At 39.5% G+C, this 21,417-nt stretch carries 17 protein-coding genes; 13 read left to right on the top strand and 4 right to left on the bottom strand.

Features of this window, described 5'->3' with window-relative positions:
- The 4 genes from G498_RS0110300 to G498_RS0110285 are packed head-to-tail and all read left to right on the top strand — an operon-like array spanning window position 1 to window position 3,884.
- A complete protein-coding gene (locus tag G498_RS0110300; RefSeq protein ID WP_026981070.1) occupies window positions 1–978 on the top strand; it encodes a hypothetical protein in 978 nt (325 codons plus the stop codon).
- Complete coding sequence (locus G498_RS0110295) at window positions 975–2,054, top strand: DegT/DnrJ/EryC1/StrS family aminotransferase (protein ID WP_026981069.1); 1,080 nt, start codon at window positions 975–977, stop codon at window positions 2,052–2,054. The genes G498_RS0110300 and G498_RS0110295 overlap by 4 nt, the downstream gene beginning before the upstream one ends.
- The gene (locus G498_RS0110290; RefSeq protein WP_035744024.1) at window positions 2,051–2,611 is read left to right on the top strand and encodes an acyltransferase; all 561 of its coding nucleotides are present in this window, start codon (window positions 2,051–2,053) and stop codon (window positions 2,609–2,611) included. Before G498_RS0110295 ends, G498_RS0110290 begins: the two co-directional genes overlap by 4 nt.
- A 37-nt stretch (window positions 2,612–2,648) precedes the next feature.
- Window positions 2,649–3,884 (top strand): O-antigen translocase, encoded by a 1,236-nt coding sequence (locus tag G498_RS0110285; protein WP_026981067.1) that lies wholly within the window; start codon window positions 2,649–2,651, stop codon window positions 3,882–3,884.
- A gap of 38 nt (window positions 3,885–3,922) precedes the next feature.
- On the opposite strand, the gene G498_RS0110280 is transcribed toward G498_RS0110285, so the two are convergent.
- Window positions 3,923–4,798 (bottom strand): glycosyltransferase family 2 protein, encoded by an 876-nt coding sequence (locus G498_RS0110280; protein WP_026981066.1) that lies wholly within the window; start codon window positions 4,796–4,798, stop codon window positions 3,923–3,925.
- A gap of 54 nt (window positions 4,799–4,852) precedes the next feature.
- Between G498_RS0110280 and G498_RS15470 the strand changes: the two genes are divergently transcribed.
- Together G498_RS15470 and G498_RS0110270 are read left to right on the top strand one after the other, a co-directional pair.
- A complete protein-coding gene (locus G498_RS15470) occupies window positions 4,853–5,926 on the top strand; it encodes a glycosyltransferase (RefSeq protein ID WP_051269852.1) in 1,074 nt (357 codons plus the stop codon).
- Window positions 5,923–6,315: a sugar 3,4-ketoisomerase gene (locus G498_RS0110270; RefSeq protein WP_026981065.1), complete on the top strand. Its 393-nt coding sequence runs from the start codon at window positions 5,923–5,925 to the stop codon at window positions 6,313–6,315. Before G498_RS15470 ends, G498_RS0110270 begins: the two co-directional genes overlap by 4 nt.
- On the opposite strand, the gene G498_RS0110265 is transcribed toward G498_RS0110270, so the two are convergent.
- The 3 genes from G498_RS0110265 to G498_RS0110255 are packed head-to-tail and all read right to left on the bottom strand — an operon-like array spanning window position 6,273 to window position 9,054.
- Window positions 6,273–7,463 (bottom strand): glycosyltransferase family 4 protein, encoded by a 1,191-nt coding sequence (locus G498_RS0110265; RefSeq protein WP_035744020.1) that lies wholly within the window; start codon window positions 7,461–7,463, stop codon window positions 6,273–6,275. The two genes, G498_RS0110270 and G498_RS0110265, sit on opposite strands and share 43 nt — an antisense overlap.
- 2 nt (window positions 7,464–7,465) lie before the next feature.
- Entirely contained in the window at window positions 7,466–8,371 is a 906-nt protein-coding gene (locus G498_RS0110260) for a glycosyltransferase family 2 protein (RefSeq protein ID WP_026981063.1), read from the bottom strand.
- Window positions 8,371–9,054 (bottom strand): cell division ATP-binding protein FtsE, encoded by a 684-nt coding sequence (locus tag G498_RS0110255; RefSeq protein ID WP_026981062.1) that lies wholly within the window; start codon window positions 9,052–9,054, stop codon window positions 8,371–8,373. The genes G498_RS0110260 and G498_RS0110255 overlap by 1 nt, the downstream gene beginning before the upstream one ends.
- 229 nt (window positions 9,055–9,283) lie before the next feature.
- On the opposite strand from G498_RS0110255, the gene G498_RS0110250 reads away from it, so the two are divergent.
- From G498_RS0110250 to G498_RS0110220, 7 genes are all read left to right on the top strand, one after another.
- Window positions 9,284–12,298, top strand: coding sequence for a tetratricopeptide repeat protein (locus G498_RS0110250; RefSeq protein ID WP_026981061.1), 3,015 nt, complete (start codon window positions 9,284–9,286; stop codon window positions 12,296–12,298).
- Between the two features lie 79 nt (window positions 12,299–12,377).
- On the top strand, window positions 12,378–14,129 hold the full coding sequence (locus G498_RS0110245; RefSeq protein WP_026981060.1) for a TonB-dependent receptor: 1,752 nt from the start codon (window positions 12,378–12,380) through the stop codon (window positions 14,127–14,129).
- 62 nt (window positions 14,130–14,191) lie between these two features.
- Window positions 14,192–14,641: a hypothetical protein gene (locus G498_RS0110240; RefSeq protein ID WP_026981059.1), complete on the top strand. Its 450-nt coding sequence runs from the start codon at window positions 14,192–14,194 to the stop codon at window positions 14,639–14,641.
- A gap of 31 nt (window positions 14,642–14,672) precedes the next feature.
- A complete protein-coding gene (locus G498_RS0110235) occupies window positions 14,673–16,304 on the top strand; it encodes an amidohydrolase (protein WP_026981058.1) in 1,632 nt (543 codons plus the stop codon).
- A 317-nt stretch (window positions 16,305–16,621) separates the two neighbouring features.
- Entirely contained in the window at window positions 16,622–18,253 is a 1,632-nt protein-coding gene (asnB, locus tag G498_RS0110230; RefSeq protein WP_026981057.1) for an asparagine synthase B, read from the top strand.
- Window positions 18,254–18,434: 181 nt separating this feature from the next.
- Window positions 18,435–20,375, top strand: coding sequence for a DNA topoisomerase (ATP-hydrolyzing) subunit B (gyrB, locus tag G498_RS0110225; RefSeq protein ID WP_026981056.1), 1,941 nt, complete (start codon window positions 18,435–18,437; stop codon window positions 20,373–20,375).
- The gene (locus G498_RS0110220; protein WP_240470442.1) at window positions 20,356–21,378 is read left to right on the top strand and encodes a DUF6588 family protein; all 1,023 of its coding nucleotides are present in this window, start codon (window positions 20,356–20,358) and stop codon (window positions 21,376–21,378) included. The genes gyrB and G498_RS0110220 overlap by 20 nt, the downstream gene beginning before the upstream one ends.
- Window positions 21,379–21,417 lie beyond the last annotated feature (39 nt).

The raw sequence follows: 21,417 nt of genomic DNA, 5'->3' as shown, positions 1-21,417 counted from the left end.
GTGAAAAAATACACCGTTCGAAAATACCAACCCTCCGATTATACGTTTTGGAATGATTTTATAGGTCAGGCCAAGAATGCTACTTTTCTGTTTCATCGCGATTTTATGGAGTATCATAAAGACCGGTTTGAAGATTTTTCCCTATTGGTTTTTGATGAAGATTCGCTCATCGCGGTCTTGCCGGCCAACCGAAATGAAAAAACTGTTTTTTCCCATCAGGGCCTTACATACGGAAGCCTTGTGACTTCTGGAAAAGTAAAATTTAAAGAAACACTTGCCGCACTGAAAGAAATTTTGATGTTTTTGAATCAGGCCGGAATACAAAAGCTACACATTAAAGAATTGCCTTTTTTTTATACCGGGAAGCTGTCAGATGAATTAAAATACCTGCTTTTTGCTGCCAATTCAAAATTGTATCGAAGAGATTTGTTTGCTGTTTTGGATTTGTCACAAGAGCTGAAACTGTCAAAAAACCGTGAAGAAGGAGTCAAACGAGGCGTGAAAAATAATCTTGAGGTACAGGAGACTCACGATTTTACAGAATTCTGGAATGAAATCCTTATTCCGAATTTGTCCCAGAAACATAAAGTTTCACCAGTGCACAGTTTGGAGGAAATCACTTTTCTGAAATCAAAATTTCCAGAAGACATTCGTCAGTTTAATGTTTACCATCAGGGGAAAATTGTGGCAGGAACCACTATTTTTGAAACCGATTATGTGGCTCATTCCCAGTATATTTCATCCAATTCGGATAAAAATGAATTGGGAAGTCTGGACTTTCTTCACTATAAGTTGATTTCAGAGGTTTTTGCCGGTAAAAAGTATTTTGATTTCGGAATTTCCAACGAAAATCAGGGAAAAAATGTAAATTCAGGATTGTCCTACTGGAAAGAAAGTTTCGGATGCGGTATGGTCACTCAGGATTTTTACGAAGTGGAAACGTCAAATTATACTTTATTGGAAAACGTATTGCTATGATTCCTTTTTTAGACATAAAAGCCATCAACAAGCCTTATGAGGAGGCCTTTCGTGAAAAAATGGACCTGTTTCTTGAAAAAGGCTGGTACATTTTGGGCGATGAAGTCAAAGCTTTTGAAGAAGAATTTGCAGTTTATTGTGGTTCAAAATATTGTGTTGGTGTAGGAAATGGTTTGGATGCCATCACTTTAACGTTTAAGGCCTATATTGAAATGGGCAATCTTCAGATAGGTGATGAAATCATTGTTCCGGCCAATACTTACATAGCCTCCATTTTAGGCATCATTCATGCCGGACTGATACCCGTTTTGGTTGAACCGGACGCCAACACTTTCAACATCAATCCAAAGCTTATTGAGGCAAAAATCACAGCAAAAACCAAAGGAATTATGGTGGTTCATTTGTACGGTCAACTGGCGGATATGGATGCGGTTATGAACATCGCTTACAAATATAATTTACTGATTGTGGAAGACGCGGCACAGGCACACGGGTTGTCTTTCAAAGGAAGTCATACCCGAACGTTTAGCTTCTATCCCGGAAAAAATTTAGGCGCTTTAGGCGATGCAGGAGCGGTGGTAACCAACGATGAAAAATTGGCCCAAACCATCAAATCGCTTTCCAATTACGGTTCACAGCAAAAGTATTATAACGGTTATTTGGGTTTCAATTCCCGATTAGACGAACTTCAGGCGGCTTTTTTACGGGTGAAATTGCCGTATTTGAATCTGGAAAACGAAAAGCGAAAAGCAGTTGCCAAGCGTTATCTTTCTGAAATTAAGAATGAGAAAATAACATTGCCTGTTTGCTCAGCTGATCACGTGTTTCATTTGTTTGTTATCCGTACCGAAAACCGGGAAGCTCTTCAAAAGTATTTAGCCGATAACGGCATTCAGACCCAGATTCATTATCCGGTGGCTCCGCATAAACAGGAAGCCATGAAAGCTTTTCATCATTTAGCGTTACCGGTTACGGAAAAAATACACCAGGAGGTACTAAGTTTGCCGATGAGTTCGGCTTTAACGGAGGAAGAGTTGAATCACATCATCAAAGTTGTTAATTCGTATAAATTATGATAGGTAAGTTATATCATTTTATTTTAGTTCGGATGCGGATTCTTAAATACCGCTTGTTGTCCGATGTACGAATTACAGGAAAACCTTTTTTTATTTATCCGACTTTGTTAAAAGGAAAAGGTACCATTGTTTTTGGTGACGAAGTCCGAATTGGAGTGGAATTGTCTCCGGATTTTTACTCTGGTTATGGTTACATCGAAGCCAGAACGTCAGACAGTAAAATCGTTTTTGGAAACAATGTTCGTATGAATAATGGTTTTTCTATAGTTTCAAATAAGAGCATTACAATTGGGGACAATGTGTTAATAGGGTTGCATTTTTCAGTAGCAGACAGTGATTTTCATTATTTGGAACTAGATAAACGATTAGCTCATAACCCTCCGTCAAGTCCGGTTAGTATTGGGAATAATGTTTTTATTGGGAACAATGTAACAATACTCAAAGGAGCCGTAATAGGCGAAAATTCTGTGATTGGCAGTAATTCAGTTGTCACCGGTTCGATTCCTGAGAATGTTGTGGCTGCCGGTAATCCTGCTAAAGTAATCCGAAATCTTTAAGTTGAAATTACTTTTTCAAAATAAATTAGTCAAAGTTTTGTCACTGAATTCGCTTTCAGTAGGTCTTAATTTTATTTTGGGGTTGGTTTCAGTGAACATTGTTGCTCAACTTCTTGGACCTTCCGGAATGGCGCTCATGGGAAGTTTCCGGAATTTTACAGCGTTATCCAAATCGTTTTCATCTTTAGGAATTAACGCATCGGTTGTACGTCTATTTGTGGAAAACAAAGAGGATAAGCAAGCCCTTACGAAAATTTATTCTACATTTTTCTGGCTTTTGACTTTGGTCTCAGTCTTTGTAGGAGTAATGATTTTATTGTTTTCAAATCCGATAAGCAATTATCTTTTTTCAACTTCTGAGTACAGTTTTGCAGTACAATTATTTGGGCTTTTACTCCCGTTATTCGTTTTAAATGCATTTTGGATTGCTATTTACAACGGATTGCAGTGTTTTAAAAACATAGTGATTATTCAGATGATGTCCTCGGTAATCGTTTTTGTATTGACGGTAAGCCTGATTTACTATGGCAAGTTGACGGGAGCCTTGATTTCTATTGCCGTTTGTGATTTGATAATGTTTATTATTACGGCACTTTTTGTTTACAGGAATAAATCCGATTTCAGCTTCCAATTAGAAAAAACCATAAGTAAACCGTATTTATCCGTAATTGGAGAATTTTCCAAAATGGCGCTTTTGAGCGCAGTTATTGTACCTGTTACCTTAATCTTGATCCGGAATTTGATTATAGATTTTCAATCGGTGGAAAAAGCAGGAATTTGGGAGGCAATCAATAGAATATCAGGATTTTACATGATGTTTTTTACTTCAGGATTGTCTTTGTATTACATGCCAAAATTGGCGGAACTTAAAACCGATGCCGAATTCAGAGAAGAACTCAGGTATTATTTTAAAACTCTAATTCCACTTTTTACGGTGGTGCTGATTTTGGTGTATTTGTTGAAAGATTTTATTATCAGCGTTGCGCTAACTAATGAGTTTAAGGAAGTGAACTCTCTAATGATTTGGCAGCTGACAGGAGACTTTTTGAGAATGATAACTTTGGCTTTCGGGTATCAGATTTTGGTTAAAACCATGACAAAAAAATATATTGCGGTAGAAGTTGTTTTCAATCTATCGTATTTAGTATTATCGTACTTCCTTATGCAAACACAACAGGTTGAAGGTGTAGTAAAAGCATACTTTATAGCAAATTTTCTTTCTCTTATAGTGGTGTTGTTGTTTTTTCGCAAACTTTTCCTTAGCAACAATTAACCGTTCGAAAAAATATAAAATAGGGTAAAGTATATCATCTACAAACTTTTTAACCTCACTTTTAAATGCAGTAAAACTAGTTTTGCAGCTAATGCAAAGTTTCTAGTGGCAATGGATTTGTACAGTTCAAACCGAATACGGTTTAATAATAGTTTGTGCTCCTCTTTGTTTTTGTTGAATTGGACTGCTTTTTTTAAAATCAGGTAAGAAGATTCGTTAAGATGTCTGGACTTTTGATTGTTTTTCCTGGTAAAATGGGCGCTTAAAGAACTGGTAAGTTCTCTTTTTTTGACTAAAATCTCCGGGATATATTCGAAATCAAAAATTCGCGAAGCCCGAATCCAAAAATCCAGATCTTCATAAGCCAGATCTTCGTCATAATAGCCAACAGTGTCAAAAACAGATTTCTTAACCATGGAAGAAACGGAACAGATTTTAGTGGTACGGCCGATGACCATCTTATAAATGTTTCCACTTTCCGGATTGTCCTTTTCTGTATAATAATCGTTTAAATAGGTTCCGTTTTCATCCATCTGTATAAGATTTCCGTACACAACCCCTAAATTTGTGTATGTTGTGTTCTGAAAGGTGTTAATCTGACGGGAAACACAATCTGAAAACAAAACATCATCCGCCGCTAAATCAATAATAAATTCACCTTTGGCATGTTTTGCCACAGCATTGAACGTTCTGGTGTTGCCCAAATTTTCAGTATTGCGAAAAAATGGGATTTCTGGATGCTTATGTAGCCATTTTTCAATAACGAAAACTGTACGATCCTGGCTGTTATCGTCTGCAATTAAAAGTTCAATATTAGGATAATTTTGATTAAGTACCGATTCCAGAGCTTCCTCTACATACGCTTCGTGATTGTATGCTAAACATATGACACTAACCAGTGGGAAATTTTGCATATTAGGATTTTAAATCTATTTTTATGCTAAAATAAGAATCCTAGTCAGAACGGAATGGTAATCCCCCAAAAAAAGAATCTTAAAATCGCACTTGTAGGATATAAGTTGGCCGAAGGCGGTTTAGAAAGGATGTTGGGTTTGACATCAGCAATGTTTCAGTCACTGAATTTTGACGTTCACCTTATTGTACTGGAAGATAATGTCACCTATAGTTTTAAAGGGAAGTTGGTTAACCTTGGACATTATCCAAAATACCGGAAATATTTTCGTCTGCGAAAGTATGTTAGTCAGGAGAAATTTGACTACGTAGTAGATTTTCGCCATCGTATAAATCCGTTTATGGAACTGGTATTTGTTTTTTTTATTTACTTTCGGACGAAATTCATCTACACGATTCATAGTAGTCGCCTGGAAACTTATCTGACTGATAAAGTGTGGGTTGCAAACTTTTTGCTCAGAAAAGCCCATAGCGTTGTTGTGGTTTCCAAAGGTTTGTATGAAAAGCTGAAAACCAAGTATCATTTTGAAAAAGCAATAGTAATCCCAAATTTTATTGATGTTTTAAATGTAAACTTTAATCACAATGAATTATCGCTTCCTTTTGAATATTGCATTGCTGTCGGTAGATTGACCGAACTCAAACAGTTTGATAAATTGATTGAAAGTTACCAAAAATCGCTTTTACCGGAAAAGGGGATTCATTTGGTGATTTTAGGAAAAGGGGAAAAGGAACATAAATTACATAAGCAGATTAAAGAGAATAATCTTGAAGGATTTGTTCATTTATTAGGATTTAAAGAGAATGCTTATTTCTATATTAAGAATGCTAAATTTTTGGTCCTATCAAGCCAGTATGAAGGATTTCCATTAGTTATTTTAGAATCGTTAAGTTTCGGCAAACCGGTAATTGCTTTTAATTGTCCAACAGGTCCTAGTGAAATGGTAATTGACGGTGAAAACGGATTTTTGGTTGAAAATCAAAATTTTGAAGCTTTGACTTCCAAAATGAATACCTTTGCTCAAAACCAAATCCTATACCAGAGTTGTTGTGAGAAGGCTAAAAGCAGTGTAAGCCGGTTTGAAAAAAATGAAGTAGCCCAACAATGGTTGGAATTATTAGAAAAATGAAAACTAAGATTATAAAAATACCCAAAATTGAAGATCCGAGAGGTAATCTTTCGGTCATCGAAAAAGACATTCTGCCTTTTGCAATGAAACGGGTGTATTATTTATACGATGTGCCAGGTGGAGCAGAACGAGGAGGGCATTCCCATAAAGAGCAGCATGAGTTCTTAGTGGCACTTTCCGGTAGTTTTGATGTAATTGTTAACGATGGTAAAGAAGAAAAAAAAATTGTTTTGAATAAACCTTTTGAAGGCCTGCTTATACCCAATGGAATCTGGAGGGAGCTCAAAAATTTTTCTTCTGGAGCTGTTTGTTTGGTGGTAGCTTCCGATGTTTTTGATGAATCGGACTACATCCGTGATTTTGAAGAATTTATTGAAACTGTTGGTTGATTATCTTTTAGTATTTGGATATAAATAGCTCTGAGTTCCTTAAAATGATTGCTGAAGGATTTGTTCTGAACATACGAATAGGCATTAGTTTCCAGTTCAAACCTCAGTGTTTTATCGACCAGTAATAGTTCCATTTTTTTTGCCAGTTCTGTGTCATCACCATAGGGAAAAATCAACCCACAATGATTGGATGCTACTTCATCGACTAAACCTAAAAGCGAACTAATAATCACTGTCTTATGAAATGCAAAACTTTCCAGGATAACATTGCCATATGATTCTAAAAACTCACTGGGTACCAATGTGAATTTTGCTTTAGCATACAACTTTTTAAGTTGGTCACGATTCTGTGCTCCTAAGAAACGAACATTAGGGATTTTGTTCGTCTCAACATAGTTCAGAAGTACATCTTTTTCTGCTCCTGAACCTGCAATTAGCAATTTTTCGTTTGGAAATCTTAAAACAACATTTTGAAAAGCTTTTAAAAGGGTTAATACGCCTTTCTCCCTATCCAATCGACCTACATAAAGTAAGTAATCGGAGGCTGTTTCCAACGATGGATTGGATAATAGCACCGGATTAGGTAAAGTCCTTCCCGGAACATTAAAATGCTTTCTGATGAATTGGGTTAAATTATCAGAAGGAGATAAGAAATAGCAGATGTTTTTATTAATGATTCTCTTATGATATTGTTGTTTTAAATACAGCAAACTGTCAAAAACTATGTTTCTTCTAGGGTGATGATAAAATATACATTCCAAAGCATTTTCGTGTCGTTCAATAATTTTACCTGAATCTGTTAACATATAGTTTTTGGGGCAGATGTAATAATAATCCCGAAACGATTGAAGAACAGGAATTGACTTTGATTTGGCATAATTCATGAAATGAGGAGTAATTGGTGCTCCAATACTGAAACAATGAATCAAATCGGGCTGAAATGAGTCGATTTCGGCTATGATTTCTTTTGTAACCTCCCGGTTATGCAATTTTTGGAACCAATGGGTTTTCTTATTCCCTTTTCCGAACCATTTAAAAGTGATATCTGTGTTACTTCTTTGCGCATAATCAGTCAATTCCAAAAGATAGTTTTCCACTCCTCCCGGATTGTTTTCAATACTAAAATTATTTATTAATAAAACCTTCACAGTTATTTTTTTTTGGATTGAAGCGGATTATCAAGATTACACAAATATCCTAATTTATACAAATCAAGTAGAAGTAAACTAGGATTTGTCGAAGTAAGATTAGACAGAATTCTATTATGAAATTTTAGAAATAAAAACCTTAAAATTGTATCAAAACCCAGTTGTTTCAGTAAAAAAAATGTTTTCCCTATTCGTGTATCATCACTATCTAGTTCTTTGTTTTCCATGAGTTGTTTTAATGTACGGATAGCAGTTTCTGTTTTATTTATAAAAACAAGATTAGATTCCTGATTATAATGAATCAATGGATTATCAATATGCTGAATGTGAACTTTCTTTTCTTTCAGTTTTTTAAGAAAAACCACATCTTCATAGCCGTATTCCCGGACTGAGTTTGGAAACGGATTCTGGTTTAAAATCTCCTTTTTAAGAAGTAAATTCCAGGTGAAAACAAAATGAAATGGTTTTTTCAAACGTGTTTGTAAGGCGATACTTTCTCGTTTACAACCGTATTTCCATCGCAATAATTGATTAGGCTGGGGCTTTGTTTCAGGATAGACAACCCCTCCGAAAATCACTTCCGTAGTAGGGAAAATGTTCTTTATAAAATTTGCTAAGTAATTCCCGTCTTTAGGAAGTGCATCGGCTTCCAGAATTAAAACATACTCAAATTTAGCTTTTAACTGTAATGCATTGATATTGTTTCCTCTACCAAGATTTTTAGTGTTTAATGTATAATAACAATTTACTAAAGTATTGATTTCGGAATTTTCTTTTAAAAATAAAGTACTGTGGTCATCCTGAACCAGAATTTCATACATTATCTGTAGTGCATCCGCCTGTTTTTTTAATTCTTCAACCAGCGGATAAACATTGTAATTGTATGTCGGAATCAGAATGGAAAGCATTACACCGTACGCTGCACCACCTCAAACAACTGCCCGTTCTCACATTTCAGTGTTTTAGCGGGATATTTCATGATTAAAGCATAATCATGCGTCGCCATAATGATGGTTTTACCGTTCTGGTTGATACTTTTCAGCACTTCCATAACCTCCACGCTGGTTTGTGGGTCTAAATTTCCTGTTGGTTCGTCGGCTAAAATTAATTCCGGGTCGTTCAGTAGAGCTCTGGCGATGGCAACGCGTTGTTGTTCTCCTCCGGACAGTTGATGCGGCATTTTTCCCGTCATCGATTTCATGCCTACTTTGTCTAAAACTTCTTCGATTTTTACCTGAATTTCTTCCTTTTCAGACCAGCCCGTAGCTCTTAATACGAACTCTAAATTGTCGTGTACGTTGCGGTCCGGCAGTAATTTAAAATCTTGGAAAACAATACCTAATTTACGTCTCAGATACGGAATATCTTTCTCTTTCAGGGTTCTTAAATCGTAATCGACAATGGTACCTTCGCCGTTGTTTAAATCCAAATCAGCATACAGTGTTTTCATCAAACTACTCTTTCCGGAACCGGTTTTACCAATAATGTACAGAAAATCACCGTGTTTAACATCCAGATTAACATTGGATAAAATGGCGTTACCTTCCTGAAATATCGTTACATCTTTAAGAGAAAGAATCGTTTGTGACATACTGTAGCTTTTAATTTTGGTAAAAGTAAGAAGTACAACGAACTTTTTCAAATAAAATTATTTTTGTTTTGAAAAGATTGAAAGATTCTTCCTTAAAGGATTAACATGGTTATTTGGAATTTTCCGTTTCTGGCCTGAAATTTGTTGAAAACATATATAATAAACCCCAAAAACAGCGCGTTATTAACCACGGGAATTTGATATATTTGAAAGTTTAAAAGCCAAAATTATGCGAAAACTGAACAGGTTTCTTTGTACATCACTCATTTTGAGTGCTATAAATCTTTCCGCACAACAATCTAACATCTATACGCACGAACTTACAGACTTTGATAAGGCGGTGTCACTCTATAAAGACAGGCAGTATCAGGCCGCTCAGATTTTGTTTGATAAGGTAAAAAGCAGTGCTTCGAGCGATGAGGTAAAATCCGATTGCGCTTATTACAGCGCCAATTGTGCCATTCGTCTGGAACAGTCCGGAGCCGATGCCATGATGGAGGATTTCGTGGAAAAATATCCGACATCGTCAAAACAAAACCAAGCGTTCATCGAAGTAGCCCATTACTATTTTGATCAGGGAAACTATCCGCAGGCGTTGAAATATTTTGACAGAGTCGATGAAGGCTCAATGAGCAACGACGAAAGAGAAAAGTTCAATTTTCAGAAAGGATATTGCTTCTTTTCGGCTAAAAACAAGAAAGAAGCCGATAAATACTTCAATAAGGTGGTGAACTCAAAAGAATACGGTTCACAGGCCAAATACTATTTGGGTTACATGGCATACGAAACCGACAATTATAAAGAAGCCACCCAATATTTCGATCAGGTGCAGGATCAGGATAAGTATAAAGAGAAAATGTCCTATTTTCAGGCGGATATGAATTTCAAATTGGGCAATTTCCAGAAAGCCATCGATTTAGGTGTTCCGCAATTGTCCAAATCCAACGCCGAAGAAAAATCCGAGCTGAACAAAATCATCGGGGAGAGTTATTTCAACCTGAAACAATACGACAAAGCGCTGCCGTATCTGAAAGAATATCGTGGTAAAAAAGGGAAGTGGAACAACACCGATTTTTATCAGTTGGGCTATGCGTATTACAAAGCCGGGGATTATGAAAATGCCATCGGTGAATTCAATAAAATCATTGGCGGTCAGGATGGTGTGGCACAAAACGCCTATTACCATTTGGGAGAAAGTTACCTGAAACTGAACAAAAAACAGGAGGCCCTGAATGCCTTCAAAAATGCCTCCGAAATGGAATTTGAAGCCAAAATCCAGGAAGACGCCTATCTGAATTACGCCAAACTGAGCTACGAAATCGGAAATCCGTACCAAAGTGTGCCGGAAGTGCTGATGGGCTACCTGAACAAATACCCGAACACACCGTACAAACAGGAAATCGAAAACCTGTTGATTAATTCGTACATCACTTCTAAAAACTATAAAGAAGCGTTGTCGTTGTTGGAGAAAAACAAAAATCCGCAAAACCGTCAGGCGTATCAGAAAGTGGCTTTTTACAGAGGTTTGGAGTTGTACACAGACGGCAATTATCAGGAAGCCTTAGCCTTGTTCAAAAAATCAATCGCCGAGCCGAGAGATGCGAAATTCACCGCCCGAGCCACGTTCTGGAAAGGCGAAACCGAATACAATTTAGATCAGTTTAATGAAGCCTTAATCAGTTTCAAGCAATTTGCCGGTTCCGCAGAAGCGAAAAACGTTCCCGAAGCGAAAAATGCGGATTACAACATCGCATATACTTATTTTAAATTAAAAGAATACGAAAGTGCGGCGAAACATTTTCTGGATTATGTAACAGCAACGAAAGACGACAATGTCCGTTTAACCGATGCTTATTTAAGAATGGCGGACAGTTATTTTGTATCCACCAAATACTGGCCGGCAATGGACGCCTACAACAAAGCCATTGAATTAAGAAGCGTGGATGCCGATTACGCGCATTTCCAGAAAGCCATTTCGTACGGCTTCGTAGGCAAAAACGACAAAAAAATCGAAGACCTGAATTCGTTTATGAAACTGCACGCGAAATCCCAATATGCAGACGATGCTTTATACGAATTAGGAAACACTTATGTAACACAGAACAACGTAAGCAAAGCTGTTGAAACCTACGACCGCCTGAAAAACGAATACAAGTCGAGTTCGTATGTTTCGAAAGCAATTTTGCGTCAGGGATTGGTGTATTACAACAATGATAACAATGCTTCAGCGCTTACGAAATTCAAAGAAGTGGTGGCGAAATATCCGAGAACGGAAGAAGCCAATGAAGCCGTGGCGACCGCGCGTTTAATCTACATGGATGAAAACAAAGTGGACGAATACGCCGCTTGGGTAAAAACACTCGATTTTGTTGAGGTTTCTAATGCCGATTTGGATAACGATACCTACAACGCAGCCGAAAAACAATATCTGCAGAACAATGCCAAACAGGCCATTTCCGGTTTCAGCGGTTATTTAGCCAATTTTCCGAATGGATTGCACGCGCTGAAAGCCAATTTCTACTTGGCACAGTTATATTTTGCAGACGGTTTGGCCAACAACGCGATTCCGAATTACGAATATGTAATCAGCAAATCGAGAAGCGAATATACCGAACAGTCGTTGGCGCGTTTGAGTGAAATCCATCTGAAAAACAAAACCTACGACAAAGCAATTCCGGTGCTGAAACGTCTGGAAACCGAAGCCGATTTTCCGCAAAACGTAACCTTTGCCCAATCGAATTTAATGAAGTGCTACTACGAAGGTCAGGATTATCCGAATGCGGTAATTTACGCCGATAAAGTATTAGCCAATTCCAAAACGGATGACAAAGTAAAGAGTGACGCGCAAATCATCGTAGCCCGATCCGCGATTAAAACCAACGATGAAGTAAAAGCGAAAGAAGCCTACACCCAACTGCAGAAAATAGCCAAAGGCGAATTAGCCGCCGAGGCTCTGTATTACGACGCCTATTTCAAAAACAAAGAAGGCAAATTCGAAGCGTCCAACACGGTGGTTCAGAAGTTAGCCAAAGATTATTCCGGTTATAAATATTTCGGTGCCAAAGGCTTAATCGTCATGGCGAAGAATTTCTACGGACTGAAAGACAGCTTCCAGGCCACGTACATTCTGGAAAGTGTAATTAAAAATTTCACGCAGTTTGAAGATGTAGTAGCCGAAGCACAAACCGAACTGGATTTCATCAAAGGAGAAGAAGCGAAACGCAATTCCTCGATAACCAATTAGAAATCATAAAAGAGAACAGGTAAATAACAGAATGGGACTTTTTACTTATCCCTTATCCCTTTTTACTAAACAAATAAGTATGAGTAAGACTTTCAGATATATAACCGTAATGACGTTGCTTTTTGCAGGAGTGAAAAACTTTGCACAAAAGAGAGACGAAAACATAGGAACCGAAGTAGTAAATGTGGTAAAACCGTATACGCCAACGATTTCCGATGCCTTTAAAGTAAAAGAAACCCCGGTAATTGAAGACGAAACCAATACCGATAAAGAGGAAATCAAGTACAATATTTTCTCTTTTCCGGTAGCTTCGACCTTTACACCCGCAAAAGGCCGTGCTGCGGCTGTGGATAAAGAAGCCAAAGAGCGAATCTTTAAAAATTATGCCACTTTAGGTGTTGGAAACTACGGAACCATCAACGGCGAATTGTTCATCACCGAAAATTTAAGCAGTACCGATTATGTGGGCGGAATGTTGCGCCATCTGTCGTCACAAGGCGGAATCAATGACGTAAAATTAGACGATAAATATTACAATACGTCCTTAGATTTAACCTACGGAAGCCGAACCCGCGACATGGACTGGAATGCTGATTTGGGTTACAAGCATCAAATGTACAACTGGTACGGCTTGCCAACGGAATTCGTAACTTTTACAGACGATGCCATAAAGTTAATCGATGAACAACAGACGTATCAAACCCTTACCTTAGGTGCAAAATTAGGCATGAAAGAAAGTGTTTTGGACGATACATCTTTACAGTTCAAACGTTTTTGGGATTCGCATGGTTCTCAGGAAAACCGATTTTTCGTAAAACCGGCCATTAATTTTGAGGTGGACAATTTCAAATTCAAAACCGGTTTTGTAGTGGATTACGTGGGCGGAAGTTTCGAGAAAAATTATTTTGACACTGGGGATATTTCATATTCTTACCTGAATTTCGGAGCACAACCGGCTATCTTACTGCAGCAGGACGATTTATCGGTACAGGCCGGAGCAGGTTTTTTCTACAGTGTAGGGAAATACAACGAAGGAAGTGATAACAAGTTTTACATTTTTCCGCAGGTAAAAGCATCGTACAAGTTAGTGGGCGACATCATGATTGCCTACGCCGGAGCCGAAGGAACCTTAAAACAAAACACCTTTGCCGATTTTGTCGACGAAAACAAATTCATTTCCCCAACCTTAGCCATTGCGCCAACCAACCAGCAATATGATATTTATGTGGGACTGAAAGGGAAATTAGCCAATACGGTTACTTTTAACGTAAGAGGTTCGTATATGGCGGAAGACGACAGAGTCTTTTTTGCGGCTAATCCTTTAGCAGTAACCACTAATGAAGAAGGCTATGCCTACGGAAACTCATTCGATGTGATTTACGATAACCTGACAACTATCAGCGTTTTCGGCGAACTGAAAATGGATTTTTCAAAAAACGCAACCTTCGGAATCAACGGAACGTTCAATTCTTATACCACCGATCAGGACGAAGCCTGGAATTTACCGTCCATGAAAGTTGGCGCGAATCTGGATGTGAATATTACCAAAAAATGGTATGCGGGAACCAATATTTTCTTTGTTGGGGAACGTAAAGACCGAATGATTATTCAGGACGCAACAGCAGTATTTCCGCCAACATTCACTACACATAAAGTAACTCTGGACAGCTATTTCGATTTAAACGCCCATTTAGGCTACAAACACAACGAAAGACTAACCGGTTTCTTAAAGCTGAACAATATTGCCAACCAACAATACGAGCGTTGGTTAAATTATCCGGTGCAGGGCTTCCAGTTTTTAATCGGAGCGAATTACAAATTTGATTTCTAAATCGATTTATAAAAACTAAATTTGAAGCGCGGAAGAAACTCTTTCGCGCTTTTATTTATAACATGACTTTCAAACAGAAAATACTGCACTATCATTTAACCCTATTGCAGGACAAAATTGATGTCTACCGTGATATGATTTCCGGTCTGGCCGATGATGCCCAAAACGACGCCAAAAGTTCAGCTGGAGACAAACATGAAACGGCTTTGTCTATGATGCATCTGGAACAGGAAAAACTCAGTGCCAAATTACAGGAAGCCATTCATCTGAAAGAAGTTTTGGGGAAAATTGATGTCACTGCCGAAAGCAAAAAAATAGTATTAGGCAGTTTGGTAAAAGCCAACGGTTTGCACCTGTTCATCAGCGCAGCGCTTCCGAAAGTTACCCTCGACGGCATTTCCGTTTTGGCACTTTCCCCGCAATCACCTTTGGGTTCGCAATTAGTCGGAAAAGAAACCGGCGCCGTGGTGGAAGTAAACGGTTCAAAATTTACCGTTGAAGATATTCAGTAAATTACTACTTTAGCGTTTCAAAACCAACGCGATGAATTTTAAAATATATCTTTTAGTTTTACTGACCACTTCGGCTTTTGCCCAGAAAATTCAAAAGAAAATACCGGCAGATTTAATCGTGACCAATGCCAAAATCTATACGGTCAATAAAGATTTTGAAGTAACACAAGCCCTTGCGGTAAAGGACGGTAAAATTTTAGAAGTCGGAACAAATTCCGTAATTCTAAAACGCTTTTCATCACCTAAAACCATAAATGCCACCGGAAAATACATTTACCCCGGTTTTTTTGATGCCCATGCGCATTTTTACAGCTACGGTTTAAATCTTCAGCGCGTCGATTTGCGCGGCACCAAAAGTTTCGATGAAGTTATCGCTAAAATTGTAGCTTTCCAAAAAGAAAACAATCTCGACTACATCCAGGGAAGAGGTTGGGACCAAAACGACTGGACGGTAAAAGAATTTCCGAATAAGGAACAACTCGACAAACTTTTTCCCAACACCCCGGTTGCCATCACCCGAATAGACGGTCATGCGTTGTTAGCGAATTCCAAAGCTTTGCAGCTGGCCGGAATCACGGTAAAAACCAAAGTGGAAGGCGGTGTAGTGGAAGTCAAAAACGGTCAGCTGACAGGAATTCTTATCGACAACCCAATGGAACTCGTGTATAACAGCATTCCGAAACCCTCCAAAGAAGCGCAGATAAAAGCCCTGCAGGATGCCGAAAAAGTAATGTTCGATTACGGTTTAACCACCATCAACGAAGCGGGACTGGAGCGCGAAACGATTGATTTAATTAATGAGCTTCAGGAAGAAAACAAGCTGGACATCAACATCTACGCCATGGTGATGGCGTCCAAAGAAAACGTCGATTATTACACGCAATTAGGCATTTACAAAACCGATAAGCTGAATGTCCGTTCCTTCAAATTCATGGGAGACGGCGCTTTAGGTTCGCGTGGCGCGTGTCTGCATCAGCCCTATTCCGATAAGCCCAAACACTTCGGAGCGTTACTTTCCCCTATAAAAGACATTCGTGTCATCGCACGGCAAATCGCCGATTCCGACTTTCAGATGAACACTCATGCCATCGGCGATTCGACAAATTCTGTTTTACTGAAAATTTACAAAGACGTTTTAGCCGATAAACCCAACCGCCGTTGGAAAATCGAACATGCTCAAATCATGCAGGAACAGGATTTTGAATATTTCAAATTGGGTATTATACCTTCGGTTCAGCCCACACACGCGACTTCGGATATGTATTGGGCGCAGGATCGGGTAGGAAAGGAGCGCATCAAAAATGCCTACGCCTATAAAAAAATACTGAACCACGCCGGCCTGATTGCTTTAGGAACCGATTTCCCTATCGAAGAAGTCAACCCGATGTACACCTTTTACGCGGCTGTAGCCCGAAAAGATCTGAAAAACTATCCGGAAGGCGGTTTTCAGCCTGAAAATGCCTTAACGCGCGAAGAAACACTCAAAGGGATGACGATTTGGGCGGCTTATTCCAATTTTGAAGAAACCGAAAAAGGAAGTCTGGAGCCCGGAAAATGGGCCGATTTCACGATTTTTGACGTGGATATCATGACTATGGATATTGATGCCGTGCCGTATGTGAAACCGGTCAATACGTTCATAAAAGGCAAACAAGTGAAATAATAATTACACCAAGTCAAAGTTTGGGGTTTTTTGGAGCGAAAGGTTCAGGCTTCTTTGGATACCGTTTTCCTGCTATCCGCTTTACTTCGTGCCGCTGCTATCAGGGCTAGGGAGAAACCATGTTGTTTTTTGTAAAGTTTTTAGCTGAAAATTACAATCTGTAATCCAAAACCATAAATACATTACTTTGAAATTGCATTGTTATCATATAAAGCGATTTATTAATTTAAAATTGTAATTAAAATAAATTTTAAGATTTCAATATAAAACTTTAAAACGCAATTTTGTTTCATAATAAAACTTCAAATGAAACGATTATGTGCGGAATTTTAGCAATCCTTGAAACAGAACAAAAACTAGATACGACTTTAGTCCAACAACTATCCAAAAGAATGTCCCACCGCGGACCCGACGAAAGCGATTTACACTTCACGGAAAAAGGCCATGTCCTAAGCCACGAACGTTTATCCATCGTCGATTTAAAAAGCGGCAAACAACCCATTCAGGGAACGTCCTCGGCCTGGATGGTACACAACGGCGAAATCTACAACCATAAACAACTGCGGGAAACCGTTTTAAAACATCATACTTTCCGCACCACTTCCGATTCTGAAGTTATTGTGCGCCTTTACGAAGAATTTGGTTATGATTTCTGCGGTAGGTTAGACGGAATTTTTGCCTTCATGGTCATCGACGGCGATGATTTTATTGCAGGACGTGATCCGCTGGGAGTAAAACCATTGTATTACGGAAAAGACGCAGCAGGACGCCTGTATTTTGCATCCGAAATGAAAGCCATTGCAGACCAATGCGAAACCTTTGAAGCTTTTCCGCCCGGACACTATTACACGCCGAAAACCGGTTTTGTAAAATACTATCAGCCCAAATGGGAAGACGAAACTTTAGCCGTTGAAAAACTGGATTTACAAGTCATTCGGGAAACCTTAACTGAAGCCGTCCGCAAACGTCTAATGAGCGATGTGCCAATTGGTGTCTTGCTTTCCGGAGGACTGGATTCTTCTCTGATTTCCTCCATAGCATCACGCCTGATAAAAGAAACGGGAGCAGAACCACTGCATTCGTTTTCCATCGGTTTGGATGCCGCTGCTCCGGACGCTATCGCGGCACGGGAAGTGGCGAAGTTCTTGGGCACTGAACACCACGAAATACATTTCACGATAGAAGAGGGTATTCAGATTCTGGAAAAATTGATCTGGCATCTGGAAACCTATGATGTAACGTCCATCCGTGCGAGCACTCCGATGTATTTCCTTTCCAAGGCGATTACCGACAGGGGCATCAAAGTAGTGCTTTCCGGCGAAGGTTCCGATGAGATTTTCGGCGGATATCTGTACTTCCGAAACGCGCCAAGTGTAGCCGATTTTCAGAAAGAAACCATCGAACGCGTCCAACTCCTTTCCACCGCTGATTTGTTGCGTGCGGATAAGTCAACAATGGCGCATGGTTTAGAGGCAAGAGTGCCATTTTTAGACAAAGCCTTTTTGGAATTAGCCATCAAAATCCAGCCGAAAGAGAAAATGCCGAAAACCTACGACGGAATCGAAAAATACATCCTCAGAAAGGCCTTTGACACACTGGAACAGCCGTATTTACCGGAACATATCTTATGGCGTCAGAAAGAACAGTTTTCCGATGGCGTAGGCTACCACTGGATTGATGCCTTAATCGAACATTGTGCGTCACAGGTTTCCGATGATGAATTTGCCAAAGCGGAAATTCTGTTTCCGTACAACACACCGGCCACCAAAGAAGCCTTTTTCTACAGAACGATCTTTCATAAGCATTTCCCTCAGGAAAGCGCTGCGAAAACCGTTCGAAAATGGATTCCGAAATGGCAGGTTAATCAAGATCCGAGTGGCCGTGCCAATGCAGCACACGTACAGGCCGATACCAGCATAGCGGTTTCCGCAGAAAAAGCAGTCGCATAATTTACAATGTGATTAGTTTGTTTGTTCAAAGCGTCGGTGTCAACCGGCGCTTTTTTTGTGGAAAACATTAGCATTTTGTTGATAACTTACCGCCTAATCAGGGTTGTGTTTGATGGTAAATCAGCTTCAATTTCATATATTTGCTCGTTAGACAAAAATTATACATTCAGAAGAATAAATTATGAGCGAAGAAGTAAAAAAGAGCAGTTATTCGGCAGACAGTATTCAGGCGCTTGAAGGAATGGAGCACGTAAGGATGCGTCCTTCAATGTACATTGGTGATACAGGAGTGCGAGGGCTTCACCACTTGGTTTACGAGGTAGTGGACAACTCCATCGACGAAGCGTTGGCCGGACACTGTGATACTATTTTTGTAACGATAAATGAAGACAATTCCATTACGGTTGAAGACAACGGGCGTGGAATTCCGGTAGATATTCACAAGAAAGAAGGCGTTTCCGCACTGGAGGTTGTAATGACTAAAATCGGTGCCGGAGGTAAATTCGACAAAGATTCCTATAAAGTTTCCGGAGGTTTGCACGGGGTTGGGGTATCGTGTGTTAACGCTTTGTCCGACCACTTAAAAGCTACGGTTTTCAGAGAAGGCAAAGTATACGAGCAAGAGTACGAAAGAGGAAAAGCGATGTATCCGGTAAAGCAGGTTGGAGAAACCGACAAGCGCGGAACAACTGTTTGGTTCAAACCTGACGGGACGATTTTTACCCAAACACTAGAGTATTCGTATGATACGTTAGCGGCACGTATGCGTGAGTTAGCGTTCCTGAATAAAGGAATCACCATCACTTTAACCGACCGAAGAGAAACGGACAAAGACGGAAATTTCCTCGGTGAAACCTTTCATTCCAAAGAAGGATTGAAAGAGTTCGTTAAATTCCTGGACGGAAACCGTGTGCCAATCATCGGTCACGTAATCAGCATGGAAAACGAAAAAGGGGAAATTCCGGTAGAAGTGGCGTTAATTTACAACGACAGTTACTCGGAAAACATTTTCTCTTACGTAAATAATATCAACACTCATGAAGGAGGGACGCATTTGCAAGGTTTCCGTATGGGATTAACCCGTACCCTTAAAAAGTATGCCGATGCTTCCGGATTGTTGGATAAACTGAAATTCGAAATCTCCGGAGACGACTTCCGTGAAGGTTTGACGGCCATTATTTCCGTAAAAGTGGCTGAACCGCAATTCGAAGGACAGACCAAAACCAAATTAGGAAACAGAGAGGTGGTTTCACCGGTTTCTCAGGCAGTTGCCGAGATGTTGGAAAACTATTTGGAAGAAAATCCAAACGATGCGAAAATCATTGTTCAGAAAGTAATCTTAGCGGCTCAGGCACGTCACGCAGCGAAAAAAGCCCGTGAAATGGTACAACGCAAAACCGTTATGGGGGGCGGAGGTTTACCGGGTAAATTGTCAGATTGTTCCGAGCAGGATCCGGCAAAATGTGAAGTATTCCTTGTTGAGGGAGACTCCGCGGGCGGAACGGCAAAACAAGGTCGTGATCGTAATTTCCAGGCGATTATGCCTTTGCGTGGTAAGATTCTGAATGTGGAAAAAGCGATGCATCACAAAGTATTCGAAAACGAAGAAATCCGCAATATTTTCACGGCACTAGGTGTTACCATCGGAACCGAGGAAGACAGTAAAGCTTTAAATCTTGAAAAACTACGTTATCATAAGGTTGTAATCATGTGTGATGCCGACGTCGATGGTAGTCACATTTCTACCTTAATCTTGACGTTCTTTTTCCGTTACATGAAAGAACTGATTGAAAACGGTTATGTTTATATCGCTACCCCGCCTTTATATATGGTGAAGAAAGGAAACAAAAAAGAGTACGCCTGGAACGATGTACAGCGTGACGAGATTTCCGAGCGAATGGGGGGCGGAGTGTCTATCCAGCGTTACAAAGGTTTGGGAGAGATGAACGCGGAACAGTTGTGGGAAACCACCATGAATCCTGAGTTTAGAACCTTACGTCAGGTATCCATCGATAGCCTTGCGGAAGCGGATAGAATTTTCTCCATGTTAATGGGAGATGAAGTGCCGCCACGAAGAGAATTTATCGAGAAAAACGCGGCGTATGCAAAAATCGATGCATAACGTGTTTAAAATATCGGGATTGTTGCTGACTTGTCTTTTTTTTGGAAACAGGTTACAGGCACAATCGTCACAAACATTTGAAGATTTAGGGTATCTGTTAAACGATGCCCTTTTCTTTTCGGATCAGTACATCACGCCTGCAACGGATGCGGCAGTATATCAGGCAGCCTCAGGTTGGATGACATCACCTAAAAAAAGGAAGTTGTGGGATGTGACGTTGGGGATTCATTCCAATGTTTTTTTTGTTCCGAAACGGGATAGGAGTTTTAAAGTTAACAATGCCGATTTTCAGTTTTTTCAGATTGAAGGTGCAACTTCAGCTACGGTTCCTACGGCTTTAGGTAATGATTCGCAAATCTATCTTGCCGGAGATTTGGATGGGGAAGAAATCCGTCTGAAATCACCCGAAGGGGTTAATCAGGAAACGATTTTTTACCCGTATCTTCAGGGTTCCGTCGCTTTGCCTTACGGTATCGAAATTATTGCCAAATATTCGACTAAAACCAAATTGAAAAGAGGGGATTATCAGGTGTACGGTTTCGGTCTGAAACACAATTTCAGTCAGTATTTTAAATCACTTGAAGCTAAAAAAGTCAATTTGGCTGCTTTGGCGGTGTATTCTAAAGAGGATATCAGTTTTGATTTTATCAGTATCCCAACACAATACGGAAGTCTTGGAATCAATCGGCTAAACGGTTTAGTGGATACGTGGCAGTTTCAGGTTAACGGTTCGAAAGAATTCGGAAACTTTGAACTGATGGCCGGAATTATTGTAAATACCAGTAACTTTAAATACAAAGTAGGAGGGGAAAGGGGTGAAATCGAGAATATAATTCCGTTACAGCAAATCCTGAACAAGAAACTGGAGGAAATCTACAAAACCAAAACCAATGTAATGGGGGAAATTTCAGGCCGTTATCAGATTAAGAAATTTTACCTGCAGCCGGTGGTTGCCTTTGGGAAATTTGTTAATGCCAATTTTTCTGTGCAGTATGAATTTTAATTCCTATATTTAGAACCGAATTAACCAACCCAAAAAAAT

This window comes from Flavobacterium suncheonense GH29-5 = DSM 17707 (genome assembly GCF_000430025.1).
Classification (GTDB): domain Bacteria; phylum Bacteroidota; class Bacteroidia; order Flavobacteriales; family Flavobacteriaceae; genus Flavobacterium; species Flavobacterium suncheonense.
Note: the sequence above shows the minus strand (reverse complement) of the source record. Positions and strands in the feature narration are given on the sequence as shown.

Excerpts from the sequence above, each read along its gene's own strand:
- G498_RS0110295 (WP_026981069.1), top strand. The coding sequence starts at position 975 with ATGATTCCTTTTTTAGACATAAAAGCCATCAACAAGCCTTATGAGGAG.
- G498_RS0110290 (WP_035744024.1), top strand. The coding sequence starts at position 2,051 with ATGATAGGTAAGTTATATCATTTTATTTTAGTTCGGATGCGGATTCTT.
- G498_RS0110280 (WP_026981066.1), bottom strand. The coding sequence starts at position 4,798 with ATGCAAAATTTCCCACTGGTTAGTGTCATATGTTTAGCATACAATCAC.
- G498_RS15470 (WP_051269852.1), top strand. The coding sequence starts at position 4,853 with ATGGTAATCCCCCAAAAAAAGAATCTTAAAATCGCACTTGTAGGATAT.
- G498_RS0110270 (WP_026981065.1), top strand. The coding sequence starts at position 5,923 with ATGAAAACTAAGATTATAAAAATACCCAAAATTGAAGATCCGAGAGGT.
- G498_RS0110260 (WP_026981063.1), bottom strand. The coding sequence starts at position 8,371 with ATGCTTTCCATTCTGATTCCGACATACAATTACAATGTTTATCCGCTG.
- G498_RS0110255 (WP_026981062.1), bottom strand. The coding sequence starts at position 9,054 with ATGTCACAAACGATTCTTTCTCTTAAAGATGTAACGATATTTCAGGAA.
- G498_RS0110250 (WP_026981061.1), top strand. The coding sequence starts at position 9,284 with ATGCGAAAACTGAACAGGTTTCTTTGTACATCACTCATTTTGAGTGCT.
- G498_RS0110245 (WP_026981060.1), top strand. The coding sequence starts at position 12,378 with ATGAGTAAGACTTTCAGATATATAACCGTAATGACGTTGCTTTTTGCA.
- G498_RS0110240 (WP_026981059.1), top strand. The coding sequence starts at position 14,192 with ATGACTTTCAAACAGAAAATACTGCACTATCATTTAACCCTATTGCAG.
- G498_RS0110235 (WP_026981058.1), top strand. The coding sequence starts at position 14,673 with ATGAATTTTAAAATATATCTTTTAGTTTTACTGACCACTTCGGCTTTT.
- asnB (WP_026981057.1), top strand. The coding sequence starts at position 16,622 with ATGTGCGGAATTTTAGCAATCCTTGAAACAGAACAAAAACTAGATACG.
- gyrB (WP_026981056.1), top strand. The coding sequence starts at position 18,435 with ATGAGCGAAGAAGTAAAAAAGAGCAGTTATTCGGCAGACAGTATTCAG.
- G498_RS0110220 (WP_240470442.1), top strand. The coding sequence starts at position 20,356 with ATGCAAAAATCGATGCATAACGTGTTTAAAATATCGGGATTGTTGCTG.